Consider the following 24,237-nt stretch of genomic DNA (forward strand, 5'->3'; position numbering starts at 1 on the left):
GCTCGACTGTCGCTCAGACGTACGGCCGCTTGGCGTACGCCTCGCGCAACGCGGCCAACCCGGCCGCCTTCGGCGACAGGGTGCCCCACCCGGAGTTGAAGTAGTTGGTCCGGACGATGCGTGGCCCCCGCTCGGCGTTGAGTTGGGCGATGGCCGCCGGGACGGTGGCGATCCAGGCCGCCTGGTCGGGGATTTCCGCCACCCGCACCCCGTACTCCGCGATGATCACGGGCCGGGACAGCGCCACCGGTCCGAGGTCCGCCACCGCCCAGTCCCTGGTACGGCGGAAACGGGCCAACGCGGTCTGCCCGGGGGCCGTGGCGTAGGCGTTCCACTGGAGGAAGTCCAGCCGGGCCATCAGCGACTCCGGGTGGGTGCGCTGGTAGCAGGCCCGGTCGAAGCCGCCCACCCCGATCGAGAAGGTGGTGCCGGCGGGCAGCGCCCGTCCCTTGAACCAGCTGATGATGTAGTTCACCGCCTGCACGGCCCGCGCGTCCGACTCCGCCCAGGTGTACGCCTTGCCGTTCTCGGTGGTGCCGAACTCGTGGTCGGTGTCCAGTTCGGAGGCGAGTTGGATGTTCACCCCGAAGCCGAGTGTCCGATACTGCGCCAGGGCGCGGTGCAGCAGTCCGTCGCACTGGCCGGTGATGACCTGCGTGTACCCGTACGCCCTCGGCCAGGTGGTGCCGGGGCGCTGCTGGATGGTCATCGACGGCGCCGGCACCGTGTACGAGGTTCCGTCCACTGTGAACGTCTGCGGCCCGGCGCTCGGTGCGCCGTAGTGCTTCAGCTCCAGCACCATGTTCATCTGCACCCGGGCCTTGCCGAGGCTGGTCAGCCATGGCCGGTTGTAGCCGGGGAAGATGTAGCCGTCGGCGAGGCTGCGGTACTGGGTCAGCGAGCGGAAGTTGCCGCCGGCCATGTCGGCTGTCGGATCCGCGCCGCCGGACAGGTAGTAGCCGCCGAGCACCGGCTGGCTCAGCTCGTAGTCGGCGGTTGCCGTCGCGGCGTGACCGGCGGCGTCGCGGACCTGGACGGTGACCCGGGGCATCACGCCACCGCCCGGTAGACGGCCACCGAGCCGTTGTCGGAGACCCGGTTCCAGGTACGCCCGGAGCTGTCGGAAACGGTGACGGTGAGCGGGTCGATGACGGCGCTGACCTTCACCGGTGCGCTGCTGTTGCCCTGCGCGTCGGTGACCACGATGGTGACGGTGAGCGGTTTGGTGTCGGCGTCGGAGTACGTGACGGTCAGCAGCATCTGGTCACCCGGCGCGAAGACGGATGCGTTCAGTGCTGCGGTCGCCGTGGGAGCGGCCATTGGGGGGTCCTTCCTGAATTCGGGTCGCCGGGGCCGGTCGCGCGGGTGAGCGACGTCGGCCCCCGGCAGAGTCCACGGTGGCTGATGCCGGTAGGCGCGGATGCGGTGGCGACCGCGAAGCGGCGAACTGCCGGCGGTGATGACGTCCTTGTCCCGGTGGGCGGTGAACACCGCTGCTGGCGCCCGCGGCGGTGGGAAGGGATATGGCCGACATCTGTCCGCCTCTTTCCCTGCCCCAACAGTGCCCCACCAGGGGCTTTACCGTCTTGTCCTGTTTACGACACGCATACCGACTTATACACTAAAGGGCTGATTGGCTGGTCAGGTCCGGGCTCCGGCAGCAGGAGCGCGTGTCCGCCGTGTCAACGTAATGTTGACAGGTGACTGCGGAGCTGGACCGGCTGACGGACGTGCGGGTGACCCGCACCGGGCTGGACGAGCAGGAGTTGGACCTCATCGACCGGGCGCGCCACGGTGGCGCGACGTGGGCTCAGATCGCGACGGCGTTGGGCCTCGGCACCCGGCAGGCCGCCGAGCAGCGCCGGCAACGCCTGCTGGCCGCGCGGCGATCGCGGCGGCAATACCTCGACCTCAGCCTCTCGCCGCAGATCGTGGCGCTAAGGGCCGCCGTGGTCGACCTCGATCGGTGGATCGGCGCGGACCGACTGTGGGACACCCGGTTCCGCCGGGCCGCACTCGTCCGCAGCACGGTGTACGTCGCCCTCGATGCGGCTCCAGGCTCGCTGTACGCGTTGGCTCTGCACCTCGTCACCGACCTGGCGGCGGCGGGCGACCGAGTGCCGCCACCGGTCCGAATCGTCACGGGAAGGCTGACCACCACCCTGCCAACAAACCATTGACAAAGCCCTAGGCGTATTGCTCTCCCACGGCTCAAGAATCAGGGTATGAGTCATCCCGGCTCAACCTGGAGGGCTCATGCGCCGCAACGCGGGGTTGTTCGTGACGATCTCGCTGTTGTCCGGCTTCGGCGGCAGTGCCATGTCCCTGGTCTCCGGCATCTGGATCCTGGACCTGACGGGTTCCACAGGCCTCGCGGCGCTCGCCGGCCTCTGCGTGTACGCCCCGGTGCTCGCCGGCCCGTGGCTGGGCGCCCTGCTCGACCGGGCCCCCCGACGCCCGCTGGTCATCGCCGTCAACCTCGTCCTGGCCACCATGCTGCTGGCGCTGTTCGCGGTGCACGGGCCGGGACAGACCTGGCTCATCTTCACCGTCTCGTGCGCATACGGACTCAGCTACGTCCTGATCGACGCCGGTGAAACCGCACTGCTGCCGTCCGCGCTGCCGCCGGCCGAACTCGGCACTGTCAACGGATGGCGCTCAAGCGCCCAGGAGGGCATGAAGCTTGTCGCGCCACTGGCCGGCGCGGGCCTCTACGCCTGGCGCGGCGGTCACGCCGTCGTCGCGCTGAGCGCGACGATGCCGGTCCTCGTCGCCATCCTGTACGCAGCCGTCCGCCTGCACCGCACGCCACCTCACCGTCCAGCCCAGCGGGACAACGGCCTGCGGGCGGGGATCTCGCTGCTGTCCGCACAGCGGGCGACGCGTGTGCCGGTCGTGCTCGCGGCCGTGTCGATCGCCATGTCCGGCTTCTCCACCGCGGCGATCTACGCGATCGTCGTCTCGGAGCTACGCCTACCGACGACGTTCCTCGGTGTGCTGGCCAGCGCACAGGGCGCCGGTTCCATCGCCGGTGGCCTGATCGTCGGGTGGCTCATCAACAGGTGGGGCACCAGCGCTCTCGGCGCCGCCGGGACAGCGCTGTTCGCCCTCGGCTGCCTGGCGCGTTGCCTACCGTGGTGGCCGGTCACCGTCGCCGGCGCGGCCCTCGCCGGTGTCGGCCTGCCCTGGACCCTCGTCGCCGGGGTGACAGCAGTGCAGACGCACACGCCGTCGACGCTGCTGGGCCGGGTCTCCGCCACCGCCAACACGGCGATGTTCGGGCCCCTCGTGGTGGCGATCCCCCTCGGCTCGGCGGCCGTCCACCTCGGTGCCCGCCCACCGCTCGTCGCCGCTGCCGTGTTCTGCCTGGCAGCCGTGGCCGTCGTCCACCGCCCGCCGTCACGACGAGGGACTGCCTGATCGGGGTGGACGCACGTGGATGCTCGACGTGGTGTGCTTCGATGCGTTCATGCTCCGAAACCGAGTGCTCGCCGTGCTTCTGCTGCTGATCGCGTTCGTGGCGCTGGTGCTCTCGCACACATTTCCGTTCCTGGACGACCTCTCCGAGCTGGAGGAGACGGCGATCGTCGTCGTAGGTGCGGTCTGCTGCCTGGCCGGTGTGTCACTGTGGCTGCGTAAGGCGCCCCGGGGGGACGACTCTCCGCCGCCCGCGTGACGCCCGGACGGAGCTGACGCCGGTCCGTTCCCCGGCCGTCACCGGGTGCTGCGCCACGATCGGCGGACCGGGGCCGCCCCGGCGTAACGACTGAGGACATGCGCAGCAGCAGTGACGGCGATCACACCATCGCGGGACCCGATCATCCGGGAGCCGTCGTCTTACCCCATGTGAGACGAAGCCTGGATGCGGCCGACGAGCAGGAGCTCGTGCGCCGCGTGGCCCGCGGTGACCGGCGGGCCTTCGACGAGCTCTACAGGCGTACGGCGCCGTGGCTGGAGGTGCGGCTGCGTCGCCGGTGCGCCGACCCGGACGTGGTCGCCGACGTGCTCCAGGAGACCTACCTGGCCGTCTGGCGGGCTGCTGGCAGCTTCGCTGGCGACCACGTCAAGGGCAGCGCCGTCGGCTGGTTGTGGACCATCGCCGCGCACCGCCTTGTCGACGCGTTCCGGCGCCGCGCCCGGCAGGCACAGATGCCGCAGGTGCACCCGGGCGTCACAGTGGCGCCGGCCGCCGAGGACGAGGTGCTGGCCGGCCGGGTCGGGCAGGAACTCGAACAGGCCCTGGCCGCCCTGCCGCCCGAGGTCCGCGCGGTGCTGCGGGCCACAGTCCTCGACGGCTTCTCCGTCCGCGAGACGTCGGTGCTGCTGGGCGTACCCGAGAACACCGTCAAGTCCCGGGTCCGCCGAGCCCGGATCGCCCTGCGGGAGGCCCTGTCATGACCACGCATCCCACCCTGAGCGAGATCGACAGCTACGCCGAGGGCGGCCCCGGGCTGGACGAGGCGACCGTCTGGTCGATCGAGGTGCACCTGGAGAGCTGCGGCGACTGCCGTGCCCGGCTCGCCGGCAGCACCACTGCCGCGTCGCGCGCCCTGATCGCCCAGGTCGCGGCGGCCGTCGACAGCGAGATCGCCGCCGGCCCCGCCCCACGATCAAGAGCCTTCCTCCGTACGCCGGTGCGGCAGCGCTGGTTCGTGGCGGCGCTGCTGCCGTGGGTGGCCATGACCGCCACCGTGCTCGGCACCGCCACCGTGCTCACCAACCTTCTGCCCCAGTTGCCGTCGATCGTGTTGCTGCTCGCGCCCCTGGCACCGCTGCCCGGTGTCGCGGCCGCCTGGAGCAGACGCGCCGATCCGGCCTGGGAGTTGATCGCCGGTACCCCGTCGGCCGGGTTGAGGATGCTGCTGCGGCGTACCGCAGTGGTGCTGGTCCTTGTCATCCCGGTGCTCGCCGCGGTCACCTCGGTCGGTACGAGCCGGCCGAACCCTGCGCTGCTGCTGTTGCCGTGTCTGGCCTTCACGGCAGCCACGCTGCTGCTCGGCTCCCTCGTCGGCGTCCAGCGCGCAGCGATCGGCCTGATGGCGGCCTGGGCCGCCGCCGTGGTCGCACCCAGCCTGGCAAGCGCGGAGCTGCCCGTGCTCCTCGAACCCGCCTCCACCGGCGCGTGGGCCCTCCTCACGGTCGTGCTGGCCGCCCTGACCCTGCTACGCGCCGACAGTTTCCGGCGCATCACCTCGTTCTGAGAGGAACCACAATGCGAGCGGTGAGCACTGCGGAAACGACAGCTACCACCCATCCCTGGGCCATTCACGCCGAGGCGTTGAAGGTGCGCGCCGGGCGTCACCTGGCCGTCGACGGGCTCGATCTGAGCCTGGGCACCGGCGTCCACGGCCTGCTGGGGCCCAACGGGGCGGGCAAGACGACGCTGATGCGCGCCCTCGCGACGGTGCTCACGCCGTCCGGTGGGCGGCTGACACTGCTCGGCTGCCCGGTCGACGGCCGCGCAGACCTGCGGCCGGCCCGACGCGCGCTGGGCTACCTGCCGCAGCACTTCGGCTACTACCCGCGGTTCACGGTGCGCGAGTTCGTGGCGTACATGGCCTGGTTGAAGGAGATGCCGAAGGCCGACATCCCGGCGGCCACGCAACGCGCGATCGACCGGGTGGGGCTCAGCGCCAAGGCCGACGCCCGGCTCAAGACACTCTCCGGCGGGATGCTGCGCCGCGCCGGCGTGGCCCAGGCCATCGTGAACGACCCGCAGGTGCTGCTGATGGACGAGCCGACCGTCGGCCTCGACCCGGAGCAGCGCCTCGACCTGCGCGAACTGCTGCGTGACCTGGGCACGGACGCGTGCGTGCTGGTCTCCACCCACCTGGTCGAGGACGTGGTGGCCGCCTGCACGGAGGTGGTGCTCGTCAACGAGGGTCGGCTGGTGTGGCAGGGCACGCCCGCCGGGCTGGTCGCGCAGGGCGACGACGGTCAGGCGGGCGACAGCCCCGCCGAACGCGGCTACTCGGCCCTGCTGCGTCGCCACCGGGCGGAGGCCGTCCGATGAGCATCCTCCGGATCGAGTTGCGCCGCTCCGCGGCTGCCGGCGCCGCCCTGCTCGCGTTCGCGGTCGGTGTGGCCGCCCTCTACCTCGCCCGGGGACGCTGGGCGGACGGCTGGTTGCCCCTCACGCTGGCCACTAAGGAGTACATGCTCCTGCTGTGGCCGATCGCCCTGGCCGCAGGCGCGTGGCAGGGCCGCCGCGAGCACCGCGCCAAGGTCGGTGAGCTGTTCGACACCACACCCCGCTCACCGTTGCGGCGGATGCTGCCGGTGCTCGTCGCGATGGGTGCCACGCTCGGGCTCGCCTACGTGCTCGTCGTCGTCGCGGGCGGCGTACAACTCGCCTCGACCGCCGGCTACTTTCCGCCGGACGTCGTCGCCATCGTGCTTGTCGGCGCGCTGTCCCTGATCGCGGCGACCTGGCTGGGCCTGGGCATCGGGCGGCTGCTGCCCGCGCTGGTGACCGCCCCCGTGCTCGCCGTGGCCGGTGTGCTGCTGGTCTTCTTCACAGCGGTCATGCAGCCGGACTGGCTGGCTGCGGTGCTGTCCCCCGCCTACGGCAGCGGCTCGTTCTATCCGTTCCAGACCATCGACGCGGGGGTCACCGCCGCGCTCGCCGTCTGGATGGTCGGGCTCGCGCTGACGGGCGTACTGCTGCTGGTCGCCCGGGGCCCACGGGTCTGGCTGGCCGCCGCGCTGCCGGTGCTGCTCGGCTTCGGCGCCGCAGCGGCGATCGTCCCCCGCGACGAGGCCGCTCTCGTCGCACCGGTCGATCCGGTCGCACGCGAACTCGTCTGCACCAACGACACGCCGAAGGTCTGCGTCACCCGGATCCACGCCAACGTGCTTGACACCCTGACCCCGCTCGCCCGCGAAGGGCTGGCCGTCCTCGCGAAGCTGCCGAACGCCCCCACCCAGGCGCACGAGGAACGGCGGGCCTACCTCACCGATGGTCCGCCGGCTCGTGACCTCGACGTCGTCACGGTTTTCGTCCGGATCGACGAACGTGGTGGCCTGGCCCATCCCGACGCCGTGGTGCCCGAGATGGTCTTCGGTCTGGGCACCGGGTACGGCGACACGCGCTGCGAGCGCAACGGCGCGGTCGAACGGGCAGCCGCCTACTACCTGCTCGGCAGCGAGCCGGTCTCCGCAGTCGAGGCGACCCCCGAGATGATCGAGGAAGATCCGGAGATCACCGCCGAGGCTGTCGCGCTGTGGCAGGGACTGCAAAAGCTGCCGGAAGCGGAGGCGCTCTCCCGCGTGACGGCGGTCCGCGACGCGATCGTGGCCTGCCGGGACAGCACCGGGCTGCTGTCGCGGTGATCCTCCACCTGCGCGCGCGACGCGTACCCCTGGCACTCGCCGCGTCCGTCGGCGCCGCCGCCCTGATCTGGGCGCTGTGGCTGACCTTCGCCAAGGAACGCGACGCCATCATCCTGATCGTCGTGCTGACGATCGTGCTGATGGTGTCGGTCCTGTCGACAACGCTTGCCGCCCCGGACGAGGATCTGGAGCGCACCGCGTCGCTGCGCTGGCCCTGGCGCCGAGCCCTGCACCTGCTGGCCGCGCTGGCGCTCGTGCTCGTCGTACTGCTCGCCACTCTGCCCACCGACGCCCGTTTCGGCCCCGCCGCGCTGGTGCTCCGCGACGCCGCCGGTTTGCTGGGCCTGACCGCCCTGTGCGCGAGCGTCGTCGGCGCGGCCCGCGCCTGGTTCCTCCCCCTGGGTTGGACGGTCGTCGCCGCCCTGTTCACCCAGTCGAGCACGTGGGGCGCCCTCGCCACCTGGCAGAGCCAACCCCACACCAGCCGACCGGCGGCGGTGGTCGCCGCCGTCCTGGCGGTAGCGGGCTTGCTGACGTACGCGTTCCTCGGCTCCGCCCGACGCGACTGAAACGAGGCCACCGCCAACGGTGACATCGGGGTATCCGCACGAGTCGGATACCCCGATGTCACCCGAAAACGGGTCGACAGCAAACCTCCGCTGGGTACAGCCTGCACCGCCCCGGCCGGTACCGGTTACCGGCTACCGCTCACCTCTCCGTGCGGCCGGGCTCCCAGCCGAGGCGCGCGGACAGCCGCGCGGTCGACTCGAGCAACGCGTCACGGCAGTCGTCGAACTCGGACTCGAACCGCTCCTTGGGCCCACACACGCTGATGACGGCCGTTACCGCGCCCTTGTGGTCGAAGACCGGCGCGGCGACCGATGCGGCACCGCTGCGCCGCTCCCCTGTCGACCGCGCCCAACCCCGCTCCCGGACGACCCTGAGCTCCTTCAGCAGAGCAGCCGTGTCGGTGATCGTGCCGTCGGTGACCGGTTCCAGCGCGTTTTCGAGGTAACGGTCGATCCCGTCCTCCGTGAAGAAGGCGAGGAACGCCTTCGACGACGCGCCCGCGTGCAGCGGGTACGGCGTGCCGAGGCTCACCGACATGATGACCTCGCGCCGGGGCACCACCTCGTCGACGTAGATGCGCCTGCGCTGGTCCACGCGTACGGACAGGGTCGCCGTCTCGTTCGTCCGGTTTGACAGCCGGACGAGCTCCGGATGCGCCATCCGGCGAATGTCGATGTGCTCCATGTAGGCGAGACCGAGTTGCATTATGCCGATGCCGAGGGAGTACCTGCGCGTCGTCTCGTCGAGCTCGATCAGACCGCGCACGCGCAGTGATGCGAGCATGCGGTGCGTCGCCGCCTTCGACATGCCGAGCCCATCGGCGATCTCACTGACGCCGAGGTCGCGGGTCGGTGCGTCCTTGAAATACATCAACAGATCCGCGGCCCGCACGACCGTCGCGATTGTGGCGCTCGAGACCTGAGCCCCCATCTGGAGCTCAGCGTCAGCCCGCTGCCTGCCCTGCGACAACTGTCTGTCCCTTCCCAAATCGTGCCCCTCGGCCGCAGTCAGTGGCATCGAGCACGGTGCCGGTAAGCCGATCGTGGTGGGTCGCCATGTTACTCGCCGTACCCGACCCATCCGCCGGCCCGCGCCGAGGCGTACCAGAGATCCACGAGGCGTACGGCTTCCAAGCCGTCGTCCCCCCTCACGGGGAAGGGTTTCCCTAGTTCGACGGCACGATCGGCCGCCCGAAAATACTCCAGATGGCCGGCGCCGTACAGCAGGTCCGCGCCCTCGGTCTCCGGCTCCGGCGGGGTCATGCCCTCGGGGCTCGACACCACCCGGGAACCTTCGATGACAACGGTCCCCTCGCTGGCGGAGAGGGTGATCCGCACGCCTGCGCCACGAGCTGCGACCGCCACCATCGAGACGGCAGCCCGCACGTCGCCGGGCAGCGCGATGAGCGCCGTCGCGGCGTCGTCGAACGATCCCCTGACGTCGGCCACGAGGCGCTCCGGAGCACCGAACCACCACGCGAGCAGGTCGAGGTAGTGGACCCCGACCGTGAGCAGGAGGCCGCGTCCCGCCCGGGCCTCGCTCGTCTGCCAACCGGGCACCTGGACGGCCGCCGGCAGGTTGACCTCGACGACGACGTTGTGCACCCGCAGCGTGCCGTCGGCGACGATGTCCCGGACCCAGCGCAGTTGGGCGTAGGACCGGTAGTTCATCAGGCAACCGAGCTCGACACCGCCGGCCCTGGCGACGGCCACCATCCGGCCCGCTTCTTCGGCGTCGCGGGCGAGCGGCTTCTCCACGAGGACGGGAATCCCGTTGGCCGCCGCCACCTCGACGGTCCATTCGTGCAGATCGTGCGGCAGCGCCACCGAGATCGCGTCGGGACGCGCTTCCTTGATCGCCGCGTCGAGGTCGCTGTGGACGGCATAGCCCGCGGCGGAAGCTCGTTCGCGGGCCTCCGACGAGGCCTCGACGACACCGGCGACGACAGCCGTCGAGACACGCGAGAGCGCTGCCGCGTGCACCTCGCCGGCCCGGCCGTAACCCACGACGAGCCAACGGCTCATTTCGATCCTCCAGCCTGCGTCCGGAACCACTCCGCGACGAACGCCCAGTCCTTCTCGGCGGCCGTGCCGTCGACGCCCTCGCCGAGCGCCCCGGCGATGACGTCACCGAGGGGAAGCCGACCCGCGTGCTGCCGCGCCTCCGCGCGGGCCAGGTCGACGTCCTTCTTACCCAGCCGCATCGTGAACGCGACCGGCTCGTAACGCTGTGCCACGACCATCTCGCCGTAGGCGCGATGGATCAGCCCGGAGAACAACCGCTCGGTGAGTACGTCGAGCAACTGTCCCGGGTCCACCCCGGCGCTCTCGGCGACCCCGGCCACCTCGCCGAGCGAACTGGCCGTCACAGCGATCAGGTAGTTGCCGAGGATCTTGACCAGGTTGGCCTGTGCCGCCTCCGGAAAGGTGTGGACGCTGACCGCCAGGTCGGCGAGGACCGGACGGATCAGATCCACCGGCTCCGCGTCCCCACCCGCGACGACGGTGAGCTGACCAGCGACCGCTGCCGCGGACCGCCCGAAGACCGGCGCCGAGACGTAGTGCGCGCCCCGAGTCCGGTAGAGGCCGTCGAGGTCGCGCGACAGCCCGGGCGAGATGGTGGCGCAGTTGACGTGGACGCTGCCCGGTGACACGGCCGCGAGGACCGTGTCACCGGCGAGGACCTGGCGCACCACCTCGTCGTCGGGCAGCGTGCTGACGACGATGTCGCGCGCTGCCACCTCGGAGATGTCTGTGCTGACAGTGACGCCGTGGGCGGCGGCGTCGGCAGCGCGTGCCGCGCTCCGGTTCCATCCGAGGACGGGACGGCCACGATCGACGAGCCTCGTGGCCATCGCCATCCCCATGCCGCCCAGCCCGATCCACCCGATGGTGGGGTTCGCGGGCGCGTCCGGCAGCGCGTCGCTCGTCACGACCACTGCCAGGTCGAGCCGCGCCGAAGGAAGCTGTCGCAGCCGGTCTCCTCGAACAGCTCGCGCTGGACCTCGTTCGCGCGGCGCACGGCCTCCTTGAGGTCGACCTGCACCGGCTCACCCCGGCGCATCATCGTGCGACCGCGCACGACGACCCGGTCGATGGAGTCCGGGGCCGGCCCGCCGGACCAGACGAGGTTGGCAAGCAGCGCCCCGTCGGGAGCCGCTGTCGTCTCGCGCGACATGTCGATGACGAGCAGGTCGGCTTCCTTGCCCACCTCGAGCGAGCCGATCCGGTCACCGAGGCCGAGCGCGCGGGCGCCGCCGATGGTGCCGAGTTCGAGCGCCTCCTCGGCGGTGCCGAACAGCAGCTCGTCGCCGAAGTTGCCCTTGTCGCCACGGGTGAGCCGCCGCGCGCTGTCACCGATGCGCTGGGCCATGAGGTACGACCGCAGCCCGAGCCAGTAGTTGTGGCCGTACGAGACGACCGGACCGTCGAGGCCGATACCGACGGTGACCCCGGCGTCGAGGTACTGACGCGAGTCGAAGGTGACCATTCCGAGGATGAGTTCCATGTCCGGAACCAGGGAGATGGTGGCGCCGGCACGGGCGATCAGCTCGGCCTCACCCGGGCGGATGTGCTGGGCGTGGATGCCGATGACGTGCTTGTCGAGCATGCCCTCCGAGTGCAGCCACTCGAACGAGCCGCCCTCCCAGCCACGGACCTCCTTGAGGTACGCGCCGTCCATCATCGAGGGAGCGTGGATGTCGAACTGCTTGCCCTTGTCGAGCGTCCACTGGTAGAGCGCGCGCAGGTCGGACTCGCTGACGTAGGTGATGCCGATCGAGCTGGCCGTGACCGACATCGTCTCGGAGTCGAAGGCGGCCGCGAGCCGGTCGGTCTCGCTCAGGGCGGTGTCGATGTCCTCGCGCAGCTCCTCCGGCACCGCGAGCGGGTCGTTGATGAGCAGGCGCGCGGCGCGGGCGCGGATGCCCGAGTCGGTCAGGGCGCGAAGCACGCCGTCCATCGAGCGCTTGTTGGCGTGGGTGAAGTGGTCGTCGGTCGTCGTGGTCACGCCCGAGCGCAGCAGGTCGAGCGTCGGCGTCATCGCCGACCAGTAGGACCGCTCCTCGTCGCAGGCGCCGGTCATCGGGTAGTAGAACCCGAACAGCCGCTCCTGGAACTTCGTGCCCTCGGCCATGCTGCGGATGCAGCCCTGGACGAGGTGCGTGTGCGTGTTGACGAGCCCCGGCATGACGAGGTAGTCGGCGCCGCCCCAGGTCTCGCCCGGCTGGTAGGGGGCCGGCCCGGTGCCGACCTCGACGATGGCGCCGTCGGTGATGGCGACCCAGCCGTCGGAGAGCACACGCCGGTTGGCGTCCATCGTGATGACCCGGCCCCGGACCAGAACATCACACTGTGAAAGCTCGTTCATGTATCGGCCTTCCTCTACTTTGTGGCGGTGCTACTTCATCTGCGCGGGGCACAGCGGCAGGTGGTTCAGGCTTGGTCGAACTGCCCCGGGTAGTGGCATGCGACGAGCACGCCGTCCCGTCCGGGTTGCAGGCCCAGCTCGCGGGTCCGGCACTCGGGGCGCGCGATCGGGCAGCGCGGCGCGAAACCGCAGACCGACAACGGGTCGACGTCGCCGGCATCGCCGCGCAGCGGGATCTCGGGGCGCCGTTCCTCGGTTCCCAGGTGCGGGACGGCGCTGAGCAGCGCCGCCGTGTACGGGTGCAGCGGCCCGGTGAGCAGGGTGCTCGCCGGGCCGGTCTCGACGACACGGCCGAGGTACATCACCGCGACGCGGTCGCAGAGGTGCCGGATGACGCCGATGTCGTGGGAGACGAGCACCGCGGTCAGCCCGAGGTCCTTCTTGAGGTCCTCCAGCAGGTTGATGATCTGCGCCTGGACCGACAGGTCGAGGCCGGACATCGGCTCGTCCATGACGACGACCTTGGGCTGGACGACGAGAGCGCGGCAGATGCCGACGCGCTGGCGCTGGCCGCCGGACAGCTCGTGCGGGTAGCGGGACTCGATGCTCGGCATGAGCCCGCACTCGGCCATGTACTCGCGGATCCGCTTGGCCCGCTGGGCTTTCGAGAGATCGGTGAGCCGCCGCAGCGGTTCCTCGATGATCTGCCAGACAGTACGCCGGGGGTTGAGCGAGCCGAAGGTGTCCTGGAAGACGTACTGGACGAAGGTGTGGTCGACGCCGCGGCGGCGGTTCGAGAGCTCCTTGCCGTCGGCGTACCGGATGACGCCGTCGGTCGGCTGGTCGAGGCCGGCGAGGATCCGCGCCGTCGTCGACTTGCCGCAGCCCGATTCGCCGACGATGCCGAGGGTCTCGCCGAACGCGAGCTGGAGGTCGACCCCGTCGACAGCCTTGGTGATGTTGGTGCCGCTGCCGAACACGCGGCGCAGACCTTCGGCGTGGATGGCGGTGACGCCGGGTTCGGCGCGGACCGAGGGCGGGACGATCGACACGCCTGGCGACCGGACCGGCTCGCTTGGCGCCGGCGACCCGTAGGGATGGATGCAGCGGACGAGCCGCCCCTCGGGCGCGTCCGGCGCGGGCAGGAGCGGGGGGTTCGCCGTGCCACAGTCGGCGGTCGCCGTCGCACAGCGCGGCTGGAACCGGCAGCCGACGGGGAACTTGAACAGCTCCGGTGGCCCGCCGGAGATCGCGTTGAGTTTCGTGCCGGGTCTGCCGTTCTCCGGTCGCGCGTCGAGCAGCGCCCGCGTGTAGGGGTGCGCCGGCGAGGCGAGAACCTCCTCGGTGGGCCCGCTCTCGACGACGTTGCCGGCGTACATGACGACGACGCGGTCGCTGTAGCCGGCCACGACACCCAGGTCGTGGGTGATGAGCAGTACGCCCATTCCCCACGACACGGCGGCCTCGCGGACGAGGCGCAGGATCTGGGCCTGGACTGTCACGTCGAGGCCGGTCGTCGGCTCGTCCGCGATGAGCAGCTTGGGCTCGTTGGCAAGCGCCATCGCGATCATGACGCGCTGCTGGGTGCCGCCGGAAAGCTCGTGGGGGTACTGGTCGATCCGCTGCTTGGGGTTGACGATGCCGACGTCGCCGAGCAGGCGCAGGATCCTCTCGCGTACCGCGGCCTTCGGCAGTTTGCGGTGCAGCATGATGGCCTCGCCGATCTGCTGCCCGACCGTGTGGAACGGGCTCAGCGCGGTCATCGGGTCCTGGAAGATCATCCCGATGTCGCCGCCACGCACCCGGCGCAGGTCGGCGGGTTCGAGCGTGGTGAGGTCCTTGCCGTCCAGCAGCACGCTGCCGCGGGTGAGCTGCACGGGGTGGCGGATCAGCTGGAGCACGGAGAGGGCCGACAGGGACTTGCCCGACCCCGTCTCGCCGACGATGGCGACGATCTCCCCGGCGGCCAGGTCGAAGTCGATGCCCGTCACGGCCTCGGTCTCGCGCTTGCCCTTGGTGATGGACACGGTGACGTCGCGCACCGCGAGCAGGGGCGGGTTCGGAATGGTAGTCATCGGGTCCTCGGGTTCAGAGTCTTGCGGAGCGTCCGGCCCAGCACCGTCGCGCAGAGCACCGTGACGGTGATGGCGACGGCGGGCATGAACGCGTACCACGGGTTCTGGATGAGGAAGGCGCGACCGGAGGCGAACAGCTGCCCCCAGTCGGAGGCCGGAGGCTGCACGCCGAGGCCGAGGAAGCTGAGGCCGCTGACGAGCAGGAGCACCGTCGCGACCGCGAACGTCCAGAGGACGAGCACGGACGACATCACGTTGGGCAGGATGTGCTGGAAGGTGATGCTGAGGGTCGACCCGCCACTACCACGCGCCGCGAGCACGAAGTCGGCCTGCCGGAGGGTGAGCACCTCACTGCGCACGACACGGGCGAAGTGCACCCACCCGAAGATCGACAGTACGAACAGCAGCGAGCCGATGCTGTTGCCCTGCGACGTGATGACGACAAGGGCGAGAACGATGTTGGGGAAGGCGAGCTGCACGTCGCAGAGCCAGTCGACGACAGGCCCGATCCACCGACGGTTCATGCCGCCGACGAGGCCGAGCACGGTGCCGACGATGGCACTGATCGTGGCGGCGCCGAAGGCGAGGGCCAGGGCTGTCCGGGCGCCGAAGATGAGCCGGGAGAGCAGGTCGCGGCCGAGTTCGTCGGTGCCGAGCAGGTGGTCGCCGCTGCCGCCGGCCCACACGGGCTTGAGCAGCGCCTTCGCAGGGCTGGGCTCCTCCGGGTCGTATGGTGCGACCTGGTCGGCCAGCAGTGTCACGACGATGATGGCCAGCAGCACGACGAGGCTGACCACCCCGCCCTTGGACCGCAGGAACGAGCGCGCCAGGGTCCGCGACGGGTCGCGCTGGCCGGGTACGGGCGGACCGCCCGGCGTCGCCGCAGCCGCACGGACGTCGGCGGCCACCGTGTCGGCGTGGCCTGCCGGGCCCGGCGCGCTGCCCGGTGGCGGTGTCTGAGCCATGGTCAGCGCCCCTTTCGAATCCGCGGGTCGAGCCGGCGGTAGGCGATGTCGATGATGAGGTTGACGAGCACGACGAGGACGGCCGCGACGAATGTCGCCGCCCCCACCAGGGGGTAGTCGCGGTTGGAGACGCCGGAGATGAGCACGTGGCCGAGGCCGGGCCAGACGAAGATGAACTCGACGACGACGCCACCGGAGAGCATTCCGGCGAAGTCGACGCCGATGACGGTGATGAGGCTGTTGAGCACCGGACGGATCGCGTGGCGGGTCACGAGCCGGGCCGGCGGCACGCCCTTCGACAGCGCGGTGCGGACGAAGTCCTCCTGCATGCTGTCCGCCAGGCCCGCCCGGGTCACTTCGAGGACGCGGGCGATGGGATGGATGGCGAGCACGAGGATCGGCAGGATGATCGCCCGGGGATCCGAGGCGAAGCCCTCCGTCGCCATGGACGGCACCCAGCGCAGGTCGACTGCGAACAGGTAGACGAGCAGGACCGCGACGGCGAAGACCGGAATGGCCTGGCCGCCCACGACGATGACGTCCATCAGCTTGTTGTAGATCCGGCTGCGGGTGAGCGCGGCGATCATGCCCAGTGGCACGCCGATGAGCGGCGCGAGCAGGAGCGCGGCCAGGATGAGCCCGAGGGTGGCCGGCATGCGGTGCAGCACTTCGGCCATGGCGTCGGTTCCGAGCCGGTACGAGTCGCCGAAGTCGAACAGGAACGCCCTGGTGACGAACTCCAGGTACTGCGTCATGATCGGCCGGTTGAGCCCGAGATCCTCGCGGATGCGCTCCAGGTCGGCGGGCTCGGCGTCCTGCCCTGCGAGGGCCTCGGCCGGGTCACCGGCGACGCGGAGCAGGACGAACAGGAGCGTGAGTACGCCGATGATGACCAGGACGAGGCGCACGATGCTCCGCAACGCGAAGTTGACGACGCCGTGCGAGAGGAACCGGGACCAGATGGGGGCCCGGGGGCCTCCGTCACCGTCACCGGTCGTCGCGGGGGCGGTGCCCGGGGGCGCGACGTTGAGAGTCATGCGTTCAGCCTTTCCGTCGCTACGGGCACGAGCGTCGGGAGTCGTCGTTGGGGTTCGCGCAGAGACCGACGAGCAACGTCGCGAGCCAGTCGGGCCGCGCGATCATCACGTCGTGCGGACTGTCGACGTGGTGGGTGGACCACCCGTCGCCGGCCCGGACCCGGGAGAGGTACGGCCGGTCCGGAAATGCATCCGGCGGGCCGCACAGGACGTAGTCCTTGGGCAGGTCCCGTGGCCATCCGCCGGGCAGGCGGACCGGGTCGGTGACGCACCGCAGGGGTTGGGGGGTGACACTGGCGGCGACCCAGGCGTTGTCCGCCGGGGAGAGCCTGTCGTCGGGCCCACCGGAGATGGGAATGATGTCGGTGTCGGCGATCCGCCGCGCCCGGGCCCGCATCGCGTCACCGGCCGGGTGGACGTCCGCTCCGCTCTCGCCGTCTTCGACGACGGGGCCGTCGATCAGGACGACCCGCGCGACGTTCTCGGGCCTGGTCCCGAGGACGCCTGCCACCACTACCGCGCCGTAGCTGTGGCCGACGAGGCACACAGGGGCCGGAGCGTGCCGGGCGACGACGGCGTTCACGTCGTCGATGTGGGTCTGCATGCCGACCTCGGGGGTGAGCAGGTGCGCGCGCTCTCCGAGCCCGGTAAGCGTCGGCGCTTCCCACTGCACCCCTGCCGCGTCGAGCAGTGGGGTGAGGCGCCGCCAACACCAGGCACCACGGCCGGCGCCGTGGACAAGCACAACTTTCAAACAGCTCACGACACCTCCCGATTTTGGAACGGCGTTCCGCACAACGTAATTGAGTACTACGGGGCGGTCAATGCTCTTCTCAGCCGCTCTCGGCAGCCGCCACCATCTGGGCAACCTCGGCTGGACGTTCCACGTGCGGCCAGTGCCCGCACCCGGGCAACTGGACGACCCGAACGCCCTCCGCCGCGGTCCCCTGCGCCCCGGCCGACTGCACCCCAGCCCAGCCAGGGTCGCCGAAGACGCCGAGACGGTGCAGAGGCGACCCCCGGTCGGGGTCCCGGGACCACGCGAGCACCGAGGACATCGACTCGGCCATAGCTGCGGGGTCGAGCTCACCGGCGACTGTGGCGAGGCCGAGCTCTTCCCGCTTGTTGTTCACACTGGCGATCCGGCGTTCCACCTCAGCGGGGTCGACGACCCCTTCAGGTGCCGCCACCCAGGCCCACGACGACTCCACAGTGACGACCCGGGTGACGAGCTCCGGTTCGAGCCGCGCCGCGGCGAGCGCGACGGCGCCACCGAGGCTGTGGCCGACGAGAAGAGCCGGCCCACGGTCCACCGCTCGCACGAGGTCGAGAACGCACCGGGCCATCGCCTCGACCCCGTACGCACTACCGAGCGCCGCCCCCGTGCGGGGGTGACCCGGCAGGCCGGGCACGAGCACCTCGTACCGGCCCGCGAGTTCGAGGGCCAGCGGCCGCAGGTCCTCCCCGGCGCAGGCCCACCCGTGCAACAGCACAGCGAGCGGGCCCGAACCGGGGTACCTGTCGTATTCGAGTACAGCAGCCATGGCGCCGATCAGTCCCCGGACGGTTGTGTCGGCGGCAGGTCGACGTAGACCTGCATCGAGGCGGTGACACGGCAGACCATGCAGTAGAACGACGTGACGATGATGAGCTCGGCGGTCTCCCGGACCCCGAAGCGCGACTGGCACAGCCGCACGAGCGATTCCGGAGCCTCACCGCCGACGATCGCGGTGGCAAGCTCGCAGACCAGACGCTCGTCGGCGTCGAGCCCGTCGGTCTCACCGGCGACAGCCGCGCGGAGCAGTCGTGTATCCACCCCGGCGGCGGCCGCCAGCCGCTCGTGCGACGCGGCGATCCGTCCGTTGCCGTGCAACCGCGCAACGGTGATGATCGCCGGCTCCGTGAGCCGCGGCTCGACCGCCAGCTCACGGCGCAGGCGACGGAGCAGGTCTACCCACCCCGACAGGGCCGTCGGCGCGTTCGCGAGGACGGAGAACAGCTCGGAGACGTGCCCGAACAACGCGTGGGCCTTCTCGTAAGCCTCCATCGTCTCCGGATCCCGAGTGGACTCGGGAACCGGAGCGAACAACGCCGACGACCCGTCAGACGGAATCACCGTCATGCCGTCAGGTAGAGCCGGTCGTAGTACTGCTCGGTCTGGACGTCGCACTGGACCAGACCCTTGAGGTTCTTGGCCCCCGCGTCGATCCAGACGTCACCGCAGGCGAACAGGAAGCAGGACTCCTCGTGGAACAGCTCGGTCATCTTGGCGAGGATCGCCTGCCGCTTGGCCGGGTCCTGCTCACCGAGCTGCTGCTTGTACATCTCGTCGAACTCGGGGTTGGCCATGTGGTACGAGCCGCTCGTGGAGATGAAGCGGCTGTAGGCCCGCGCGGCGTCCATGTACGGGCGCGTGAACAGACCGAAGTGGTAGATGTCGGGGCGCTGCTTGGTGTTGTAGAAGTACTCCAGCTGCAGCGCGGTGTCGGTGAGCGCCGTGAACTCGACCTTGATGCCGAGCTTGCTGATCGACGACTGCATCCACTCACCGATGAGACGGCGCACGGAGCCCGTACCCGCGAAGGCGGAGGCCATCGTGATTGTGAAGCGGGTGCCGTCGGCCTTCACGGGGTAGCCCGCCTCGTCGAGCAGGGCCTTGGCCTTCTCGACGTCGTACGGGTAGTCCTTCACGGTGTCCGTGTAGCCCGGCAGGCCCTTGCCGATGAGCTGGCCGTCGTCGGCGACGGTGCGGCCCTGCAGGACGTCCTTGACGAGCTCCTGCTTGTTGAGCGCGTACTGGAGGGCCTGGCGGACCCGCTTGTCGCCCATCGGCCCGGTCTTCGGCTTGCCCTTGTTGTCGACCGAGTCCATGAAGGCACCGAGGTCGTTGCCCTTTGTCAGCTCGATGAGGGTCGCACCGGCGTTCGTGAGGGTCGGCAGGTTGTTGAGCGGCTGGATGTTGATGTAGTGCACGTCCCCGGCGAGGAACGAGTTGAGCTGCGTACCGGCGTCGGTGACGAGCAGGAAGGTGATCTCTTCCAGGGTGGGCTTGCGCCACGTCGTGTCGCCGGCCTTCTTCACCACTGCCTTGTCCGAGGCGTACGACACGAACTTGTAGGGGCCGGTGCCGATCGGCGCCTTGGCGAAGGCGGCGTCGCGCGCCTTCTGGTCCGAGCCGAGACCCTCGTAGTACTTCTTCGGCAGGATGGCGACCTGGGCGAGACGCTTGAGGATCAGCACGTCAGGGGTCTTGGTGACAAGCTCGACGGTCTTCTCGTCGACGATGCGCGTGCTCTCCATCGTCGAGAAGTGCGTCGCGATGCCGTAGCCCGGGGTGGACGCCCGCTGGAAGCTGAAGACGACGTCCTCGGCGGTCATCGGGGTGCCGTCGTGGAACTTGACGCCGTCGCGCAGCGTGAACTGCCAGGTGCGGTCGTCGACCTGCTTCCACTGCGTGGCGAGGAACGGGCGGGGCTCGCCGGTGTTCGGGTGGGTGTCGACGAGCGACTCGTACATGTCGAAGCGCCGAGCGCCGCCGCTGACGACGACCATCGGGTCGACCGACGAGGACAGGTTCGACACGGCGATTGTGGCAACCTGCGTGGCGGCCAGCTGCACACCGGCGGGCGGCCCGTCGCCCGGCCCGCCGTCACGGGACAGGGCGTCGATGTTGTCGCCGGTGCCGGTCGAGGTGTCGGCGCCGCGGCACGAGGTGAGGGCGAGGGCTGCCGCGCTGGACAGCCCGAGGAACAACGCACGCCTTCGGCTGAACGGGGTCGAGGAAATTTCTTTCACGGTGTCCTCCGATGAGGAGAGGGGCCCGGTCCAGCTAGCCGGGCAGGAGTGATCCAAGGGGATGCGAGAGCCGGTCGCACTGTGGTGCGGTCCCGAAGCCGTCGAAGGGATTTAGCCGTTCGTGTTTCGTTCTGTGGAACGGGCTTTCTATATGCGAGATTATGGAGCAGTCACAGTGATGTCAACGGCCAGATCGGCTGCGGTTTGGCAACATCGGCCGCACCTGCCGGGCGGTGGCGTCACCACCGCCCGGCACAGCTCTCGCAGGCCTAGCCGACCGGCTGCAAACCGTTCCGCAAACGGGCCCTGATCAGGTCAAAAGCGTATGTCGTTGGGTCAACTATCCAGCTGTCCGACCAGGAGGATGGGCCAGTCGCTACGGCGCTGCACCCGTTGAGAACGATCCCGACACCAGCCCTGGAGCGCTCGCGCACGATCCGGTCCAGAGCGCTCGTCCATTCCTCTTCGTGGACCACCTTTTCGATTCCAAGGTTGAGGATGTCGGTCCCCCGGAAACTGTCGGCCAGGCCGTAGCCGCGCAGTCGTGCCGCGAGTTCGTCAGCGATGGTCTCGTTTCGGGTGACAGCCGAAAATGGACCACCGATCCCGTACAGGCCGCCGGCGATGAGGCGGAGCAAGCCGAGGACCGGGATCTCCCCCTCGCCGAGCGCCTCGACGCCGGGATCGAGGACACAGTCCGGCATGACGACGTCGTAGCGCGCCGGGTCCAGGCCCGCCGCCACGGCGACGATGTGCGTCGCCGCCGCCTCGATGTCCTCCGGTCGGTCGAGGCCCCGCGGCGCCTCCGCCGGCAGTCGGACGAGGTCCACGTCGAGATCCGATCCGCCGAGCGTGCGCAACCGCGCCGCCCGGGCCGAGGTGATCGGCTCGGAGAGGTGGATCGGCGAGATCATGCAGATGCGCAGTGGCGTCACGTCGATCCCTCCCATCACAGCTCCAGCACCGCCGGGACGCCGGCCAGGACGAGGGCTGCGACCTCCGCCCGGTTGATCTTTGCGCTGGAGTTGCGGGGCATCTCGTCGACGAGCAACAGCCGCCTCAGGTCGGCCGGGAAATCGGCGACAGCCGCCCCGATCGCGGCCCGCTGCTCGACCACGTCGCCCTCGAAGTGGACGACGACGGCCACGTAGTCGGCCGAAACCTCGCCGCCGACGGCCTCACCGTCGGTACGCAGGCCGAGCACCACGGAGTCGCGCACGCCGGGGATCTCACCGAGAATCCCCTCGATCTCGTACGGGTAGACGTACGTGCCGTTGAGGACGAAGGCGTCCTTCCACCGGCCGAGGATCTGCAGGTTGCCCCGCTCGTCCCAGCGGCCGACGTCGCCTGTGTAGAACCAGTCGTCTGTCGACGTGCCGACGTTGGACGGTGCCGTCGGGTGAAGCTCGGACGGCAGGATGTAACCGGGCGAGATGCCCGGCCCGGTCGCCCGGACCTCGCCGGCACCGCGCGGGTCACCGTACGTGTCCTTGCGCGGGGCGATGTCGACGGTGCTCAGCGGCGCGGGCCGCCCGACCGAGGACGAGTCGCCGTACTCCGGCATCGACGACGTGAGGATCGTGAGGGTGCTCGTCTCGGTGAGGCCGTAGCTGTTGACGACCTCACCCCGGTCGGTCATGAGCTCGCCGAGGCGGCGCAGCGTCGCCCGCGGCGTCCGCTGACCCGTCGCGACGCAGACCCGCAGACCCCGCTCCAGCAGGCGCTGCGCCGCGCCCGAGTCGAGCATCTCGCGCCAGGCGGGCGCCTGTAGCGGCAGGACCGTGACGCCGTCCTCGCTGTTGCGCTCGATCGAGGCGACGGACACGTCGTCAAGGGCGATCGTCGTGCCGCCCAGGAGTGTCATGCACCGGAGGGCGCCGACGGAGACGTTGATGTTCGTCGGACTCGCGGCGACCCAACGCTCCGAGTGACGCAGCCGCATGCACAACGAACGGTTCACCGCGTCCCAGAAGTCCGCACCGACGGAGCGGACCATACCCTTGGGTACGCCAGTCGTACCCGTCGAGTACTGGATCCCGGACACGGTGTCGGCGGCCCGGAGGCCGACCCACTCGATGTCGCCGTCGGGCCGGGCGACCTCGTCGTAGCTGTCGGTGCCGGGCTCGGTGAACCAGACGGGGGCCGACCCCATCGCGCGGCGGGCCTCGGTGAGCAACTCCGGTCCGGTGAACAGCTCCTTGAGGTCCAGAGCCCGCGCGGCGGCGTCGAGGTGCTTGTTGAGGGTGATACCGAGCAGCACCGGCTGCAGACCCGCCGCCTGCGCGGCGAGATAGAGCTCCAGCCCGAAGGTGCCCTGGTAGTGGGCAATGCCGATGCGGTCGCCGGGCTTGCGGCCCCGCTCCCGGAACCCTCCGACCAGACCGTCGATGCGGGTGCCGAGTTCGCCCCACGTCAGGGTACGGCGCGACACTGTCGTCACGTCGCCGACGATGGCGGGGCGGTCCGCCAGTAGCGTGGTGTTCTGCCTAGCCTTGAGGAGCAGATCGGTCATGACCGCCTCCTAGATGCCCTGGGTGTGAGATCGGTTGGGGTTCCGGGCGCAGGGCCCGGGCCGGCGGAGCTAGGCGAGCGCCTGCGACCGGTTGATGCTCGGGAGAACCTCGTTGACGACCCCCGCGTCGATGGCCGACTCCCAGATCGAGGTGAGGGCCGCCTCCGCACGAGCGCGAACGCCGTTGATGTCGACGCCGACGAAGGTGCCGTCCTCCATGACGACGGCGCCGTCGACCATCTCGAACTGCACGTCGCGGCCGTTGCCGTAGTAGACGAGGGACTGGACGACGTCCAGGGCCGGTGCGATCGACGGGTCGGTGATGGCGACGCCGATGAGATCGGCCCGCGCACCTTCCTTGATGACGCCGAGGTCCGGGCGGCGCAGGACCGAGGCGGCGTGGCTCGTCGCGAGGTCGACGACCTGGGCGGCCGTCGGCCGGTGCGACTGGGCGACGCCGATCTTGCCGAGCATCGCCGTGAACTTCAGTTCCTCGACCATGTCGCAGTTGAAGCCGTCGGTGCCGAGCGCGACGGAGATGCCCGAGTCCATGAAGGAGACCGACGGCGAGATGACAGCTTCCTTCGCCTTGCGCGAGGCGCAGTGGACGATGGTGATCCCGGTGTCGGCGGCGAGCTGGCGGTCCTCGTCCGGCAGGTAGGTGCCGTGCGCGGCGATCAGCCGCTCGTTGGCCAGCTCGGCGCGCTGAAGGACCCGCAGCGGGGTCGTGCCGAACCGTTCCTGGGTGGTGGCGAGTTCGCTCGGCGCCTGACACAGGTGCGTCGTGACGAGGCAGTCGAGTCGCTGCGCCGCCGCGCCCACCCCGGCGAGCACGCTGAATTCGTCGGTGTGCACAGCGGCCGGTCCGAGGATCATCGTGATCCGCCCGTCCGCGGCGCCGTCCCACTCCCCGAAGAGCCGCTCCAGCTCTTCGAGCTCGGCCAACTGGGCCTGCTCCGAGGTGGTCTGCTTGCGGTCCTCCAGCCCACCGGAGAGCTGCCCGAGACGGTGGGTGACGTCGAGCGGGATCGTCGGGCCGGCGAAGGTGCGTACCCCGACCCGCTCGGCGATGTGCAGGTAGCCCTCGATGTCCGTCGACGCGTGGTTGAGGATCGTCGTCGTTCCGGTCCGCATCATGCCGAGGACGTCCCACTCGATTACCGCGCGGAACTGCTCCCGAAGCTCCTCGCGGTACGCGTGCCGCCACAGCCGCGACAGCGGCACGTAGAACGGCATGCCCGTCGGCAGTTCGTAGTCCTCGGAGATGGCCCTGCCGACCGGGCCGGCTCCCGCGTGCGTGTGCATGTTGATCAGACCCGGCAGCAGGACCTTGTCGGTCAGCTCGATCCGCCGGCCGTCGATGCCCTCGGCCTGCTCGGCCGGCAGGATCTGAACGATCCGATCGCCCTCGACGACCACCGCCGCGCCCGTGCGTACCTCACCGGCGCCGAGGTACACCCAGCGAGGAAGGATCACCGTACGTTCCACCATCGTCAACCACCTTCCAGCCCCGTCGTGTGATGTCGTCCCCGCTGATGCCCGCGCCCGCCGGAGACCCGGCGGGCGCGGGACCTAGACGCCGC

The 24,237-nt window shown here is 70.2% G+C and carries 24 protein-coding genes; 8 read left to right on the plus strand and 16 right to left on the minus strand.

Annotated features, from left to right (window positions below; translation table 11 throughout):
- Nucleotides 1-13: 13 nt before the first annotated feature.
- On the minus strand, nt 14-1,051 hold the full coding sequence (locus tag ACPXB1_RS20695) for a hypothetical protein (RefSeq protein WP_425735670.1): 1,038 nt from the start codon (nt 1,049-1,051) through the stop codon (nt 14-16).
- Nucleotides 1,051-1,320 carry a hypothetical protein gene (locus ACPXB1_RS20700; protein WP_053653290.1) on the minus strand — a complete coding sequence of 90 codons (270 nt, stop codon included), beginning with the start codon at nt 1,318-1,320 and terminating at the stop codon, nt 1,051-1,053. The genes ACPXB1_RS20695 and ACPXB1_RS20700 overlap by 1 nt, the downstream gene beginning before the upstream one ends.
- A 380-nt stretch (nt 1,321-1,700) precedes the next feature.
- Here ACPXB1_RS20700 and ACPXB1_RS20705 point away from each other — a divergent pair, with 380 nt between their 5' ends.
- The 8 genes from ACPXB1_RS20705 (at nt 1,701) to ACPXB1_RS20740 (ending at nt 7,901) form a co-directional block, all read left to right on the plus strand.
- Nucleotides 1,701-2,180, plus strand: a complete 480-nt coding sequence (locus ACPXB1_RS20705) for a hypothetical protein (protein ID WP_425735671.1) — start codon at nt 1,701-1,703, stop codon at nt 2,178-2,180.
- A 76-nt stretch (nt 2,181-2,256) separates the two neighbouring features.
- Complete coding sequence (locus tag ACPXB1_RS20710) at nt 2,257-3,420, plus strand: MFS transporter (protein ID WP_425735672.1); 1,164 nt, start codon at nt 2,257-2,259, stop codon at nt 3,418-3,420.
- A 49-nt stretch (nt 3,421-3,469) separates the two neighbouring features.
- Complete coding sequence (locus ACPXB1_RS20715; protein ID WP_425735673.1) at nt 3,470-3,676, plus strand: hypothetical protein; 207 nt, start codon at nt 3,470-3,472, stop codon at nt 3,674-3,676.
- Nucleotides 3,677-3,846: 170 nt separating this feature from the next.
- Nucleotides 3,847-4,398, plus strand: a complete 552-nt coding sequence (locus ACPXB1_RS20720; RefSeq protein ID WP_355629517.1) for an RNA polymerase sigma factor — start codon at nt 3,847-3,849, stop codon at nt 4,396-4,398.
- Nucleotides 4,395-5,201 carry a hypothetical protein gene (locus tag ACPXB1_RS20725; protein ID WP_425735674.1) on the plus strand — a complete coding sequence of 269 codons (807 nt, stop codon included), beginning with the start codon at nt 4,395-4,397 and terminating at the stop codon, nt 5,199-5,201. The genes ACPXB1_RS20720 and ACPXB1_RS20725 overlap by 4 nt, the downstream gene beginning before the upstream one ends.
- Before the next feature lie 11 nt (nt 5,202-5,212).
- On the plus strand, nt 5,213-6,013 hold the full coding sequence (locus tag ACPXB1_RS20730; RefSeq protein ID WP_425735675.1) for an ATP-binding cassette domain-containing protein: 801 nt from the start codon (nt 5,213-5,215) through the stop codon (nt 6,011-6,013).
- Complete coding sequence (locus ACPXB1_RS20735; protein WP_425735676.1) at nt 6,010-7,332, plus strand: hypothetical protein; 1,323 nt, start codon at nt 6,010-6,012, stop codon at nt 7,330-7,332. Before ACPXB1_RS20730 ends, ACPXB1_RS20735 begins: the two co-directional genes overlap by 4 nt.
- Nucleotides 7,329-7,901: a hypothetical protein gene (locus ACPXB1_RS20740; RefSeq protein ID WP_425735677.1), complete on the plus strand. Its 573-nt coding sequence runs from the start codon at nt 7,329-7,331 to the stop codon at nt 7,899-7,901. Before ACPXB1_RS20735 ends, ACPXB1_RS20740 begins: the two co-directional genes overlap by 4 nt.
- Before the next feature lie 139 nt (nt 7,902-8,040).
- Here ACPXB1_RS20740 and ACPXB1_RS20745 read toward each other — a convergent pair whose 3' ends face one another.
- From ACPXB1_RS20745 to ACPXB1_RS20810, 14 genes are all read right to left on the minus strand, one after another.
- The gene (locus ACPXB1_RS20745; protein ID WP_355595105.1) at nt 8,041-8,832 is read right to left on the minus strand and encodes an IclR family transcriptional regulator; all 792 of its coding nucleotides are present in this window, start codon (nt 8,830-8,832) and stop codon (nt 8,041-8,043) included.
- A gap of 128 nt (nt 8,833-8,960) precedes the next feature.
- Nucleotides 8,961-9,926 carry a Gfo/Idh/MocA family protein gene (locus ACPXB1_RS20750; protein WP_355629505.1) on the minus strand — a complete coding sequence of 322 codons (966 nt, stop codon included), beginning with the start codon at nt 9,924-9,926 and terminating at the stop codon, nt 8,961-8,963.
- Nucleotides 9,923-10,834 carry an NAD(P)-dependent oxidoreductase gene (locus ACPXB1_RS20755; protein ID WP_355629502.1) on the minus strand — a complete coding sequence of 304 codons (912 nt, stop codon included), beginning with the start codon at nt 10,832-10,834 and terminating at the stop codon, nt 9,923-9,925. The genes ACPXB1_RS20750 and ACPXB1_RS20755 overlap by 4 nt, the downstream gene beginning before the upstream one ends.
- The gene (locus tag ACPXB1_RS20760; protein WP_053653301.1) at nt 10,831-12,270 is read right to left on the minus strand and encodes an amidohydrolase family protein; all 1,440 of its coding nucleotides are present in this window, start codon (nt 12,268-12,270) and stop codon (nt 10,831-10,833) included. Before ACPXB1_RS20760 ends, ACPXB1_RS20755 begins: the two co-directional genes overlap by 4 nt.
- Before the next feature lie 65 nt (nt 12,271-12,335).
- A complete protein-coding gene (locus ACPXB1_RS20765) occupies nt 12,336-14,345 on the minus strand; it encodes a dipeptide ABC transporter ATP-binding protein (RefSeq protein ID WP_355629498.1) in 2,010 nt (669 codons plus the stop codon).
- On the minus strand, nt 14,342-15,310 hold the full coding sequence (locus ACPXB1_RS20770) for an ABC transporter permease (RefSeq protein WP_355629495.1): 969 nt from the start codon (nt 15,308-15,310) through the stop codon (nt 14,342-14,344). The genes ACPXB1_RS20765 and ACPXB1_RS20770 overlap by 4 nt, the downstream gene beginning before the upstream one ends.
- 2 nt (nt 15,311-15,312) lie before the next feature.
- The gene (locus ACPXB1_RS20775) at nt 15,313-16,347 is read right to left on the minus strand and encodes an ABC transporter permease (protein WP_355629492.1); all 1,035 of its coding nucleotides are present in this window, start codon (nt 16,345-16,347) and stop codon (nt 15,313-15,315) included.
- Between the two features lie 19 nt (nt 16,348-16,366).
- A complete protein-coding gene (locus tag ACPXB1_RS20780; protein ID WP_355629489.1) occupies nt 16,367-17,110 on the minus strand; it encodes an alpha/beta fold hydrolase in 744 nt (247 codons plus the stop codon).
- Between the two features lie 70 nt (nt 17,111-17,180).
- Nucleotides 17,181-17,891: an alpha/beta fold hydrolase gene (locus ACPXB1_RS20785; RefSeq protein WP_355629486.1), complete on the minus strand. Its 711-nt coding sequence runs from the start codon at nt 17,889-17,891 to the stop codon at nt 17,181-17,183.
- An 8-nt stretch (nt 17,892-17,899) separates the two neighbouring features.
- The gene (locus ACPXB1_RS20790; protein WP_355629483.1) at nt 17,900-18,394 is read right to left on the minus strand and encodes a hypothetical protein; all 495 of its coding nucleotides are present in this window, start codon (nt 18,392-18,394) and stop codon (nt 17,900-17,902) included.
- A 71-nt stretch (nt 18,395-18,465) separates the two neighbouring features.
- Nucleotides 18,466-20,142 (minus strand): ABC transporter substrate-binding protein, encoded by a 1,677-nt coding sequence (locus ACPXB1_RS20795; protein WP_355629481.1) that lies wholly within the window; start codon nt 20,140-20,142, stop codon nt 18,466-18,468.
- 269 nt (nt 20,143-20,411) lie between these two features.
- Nucleotides 20,412-21,092, minus strand: a complete 681-nt coding sequence (locus ACPXB1_RS20800; RefSeq protein WP_355596172.1) for an aspartate/glutamate racemase family protein — start codon at nt 21,090-21,092, stop codon at nt 20,412-20,414.
- Nucleotides 21,092-22,654 carry a class I adenylate-forming enzyme family protein gene (locus ACPXB1_RS20805; RefSeq protein ID WP_425735678.1) on the minus strand — a complete coding sequence of 521 codons (1,563 nt, stop codon included), beginning with the start codon at nt 22,652-22,654 and terminating at the stop codon, nt 21,092-21,094. Before ACPXB1_RS20805 ends, ACPXB1_RS20800 begins: the two co-directional genes overlap by 1 nt.
- A gap of 69 nt (nt 22,655-22,723) precedes the next feature.
- Nucleotides 22,724-24,145 carry an amidohydrolase family protein gene (locus ACPXB1_RS20810; protein ID WP_355629478.1) on the minus strand — a complete coding sequence of 474 codons (1,422 nt, stop codon included), beginning with the start codon at nt 24,143-24,145 and terminating at the stop codon, nt 22,724-22,726.
- Nucleotides 24,146-24,237: the final 92 nt, after the last annotated feature.

The sequence above is a fragment of the Micromonospora sp. DT68 genome, assembly GCF_049847245.1.
Lineage (GTDB): Bacteria > Actinomycetota > Actinomycetes > Mycobacteriales > Micromonosporaceae > Micromonospora > Micromonospora profundi.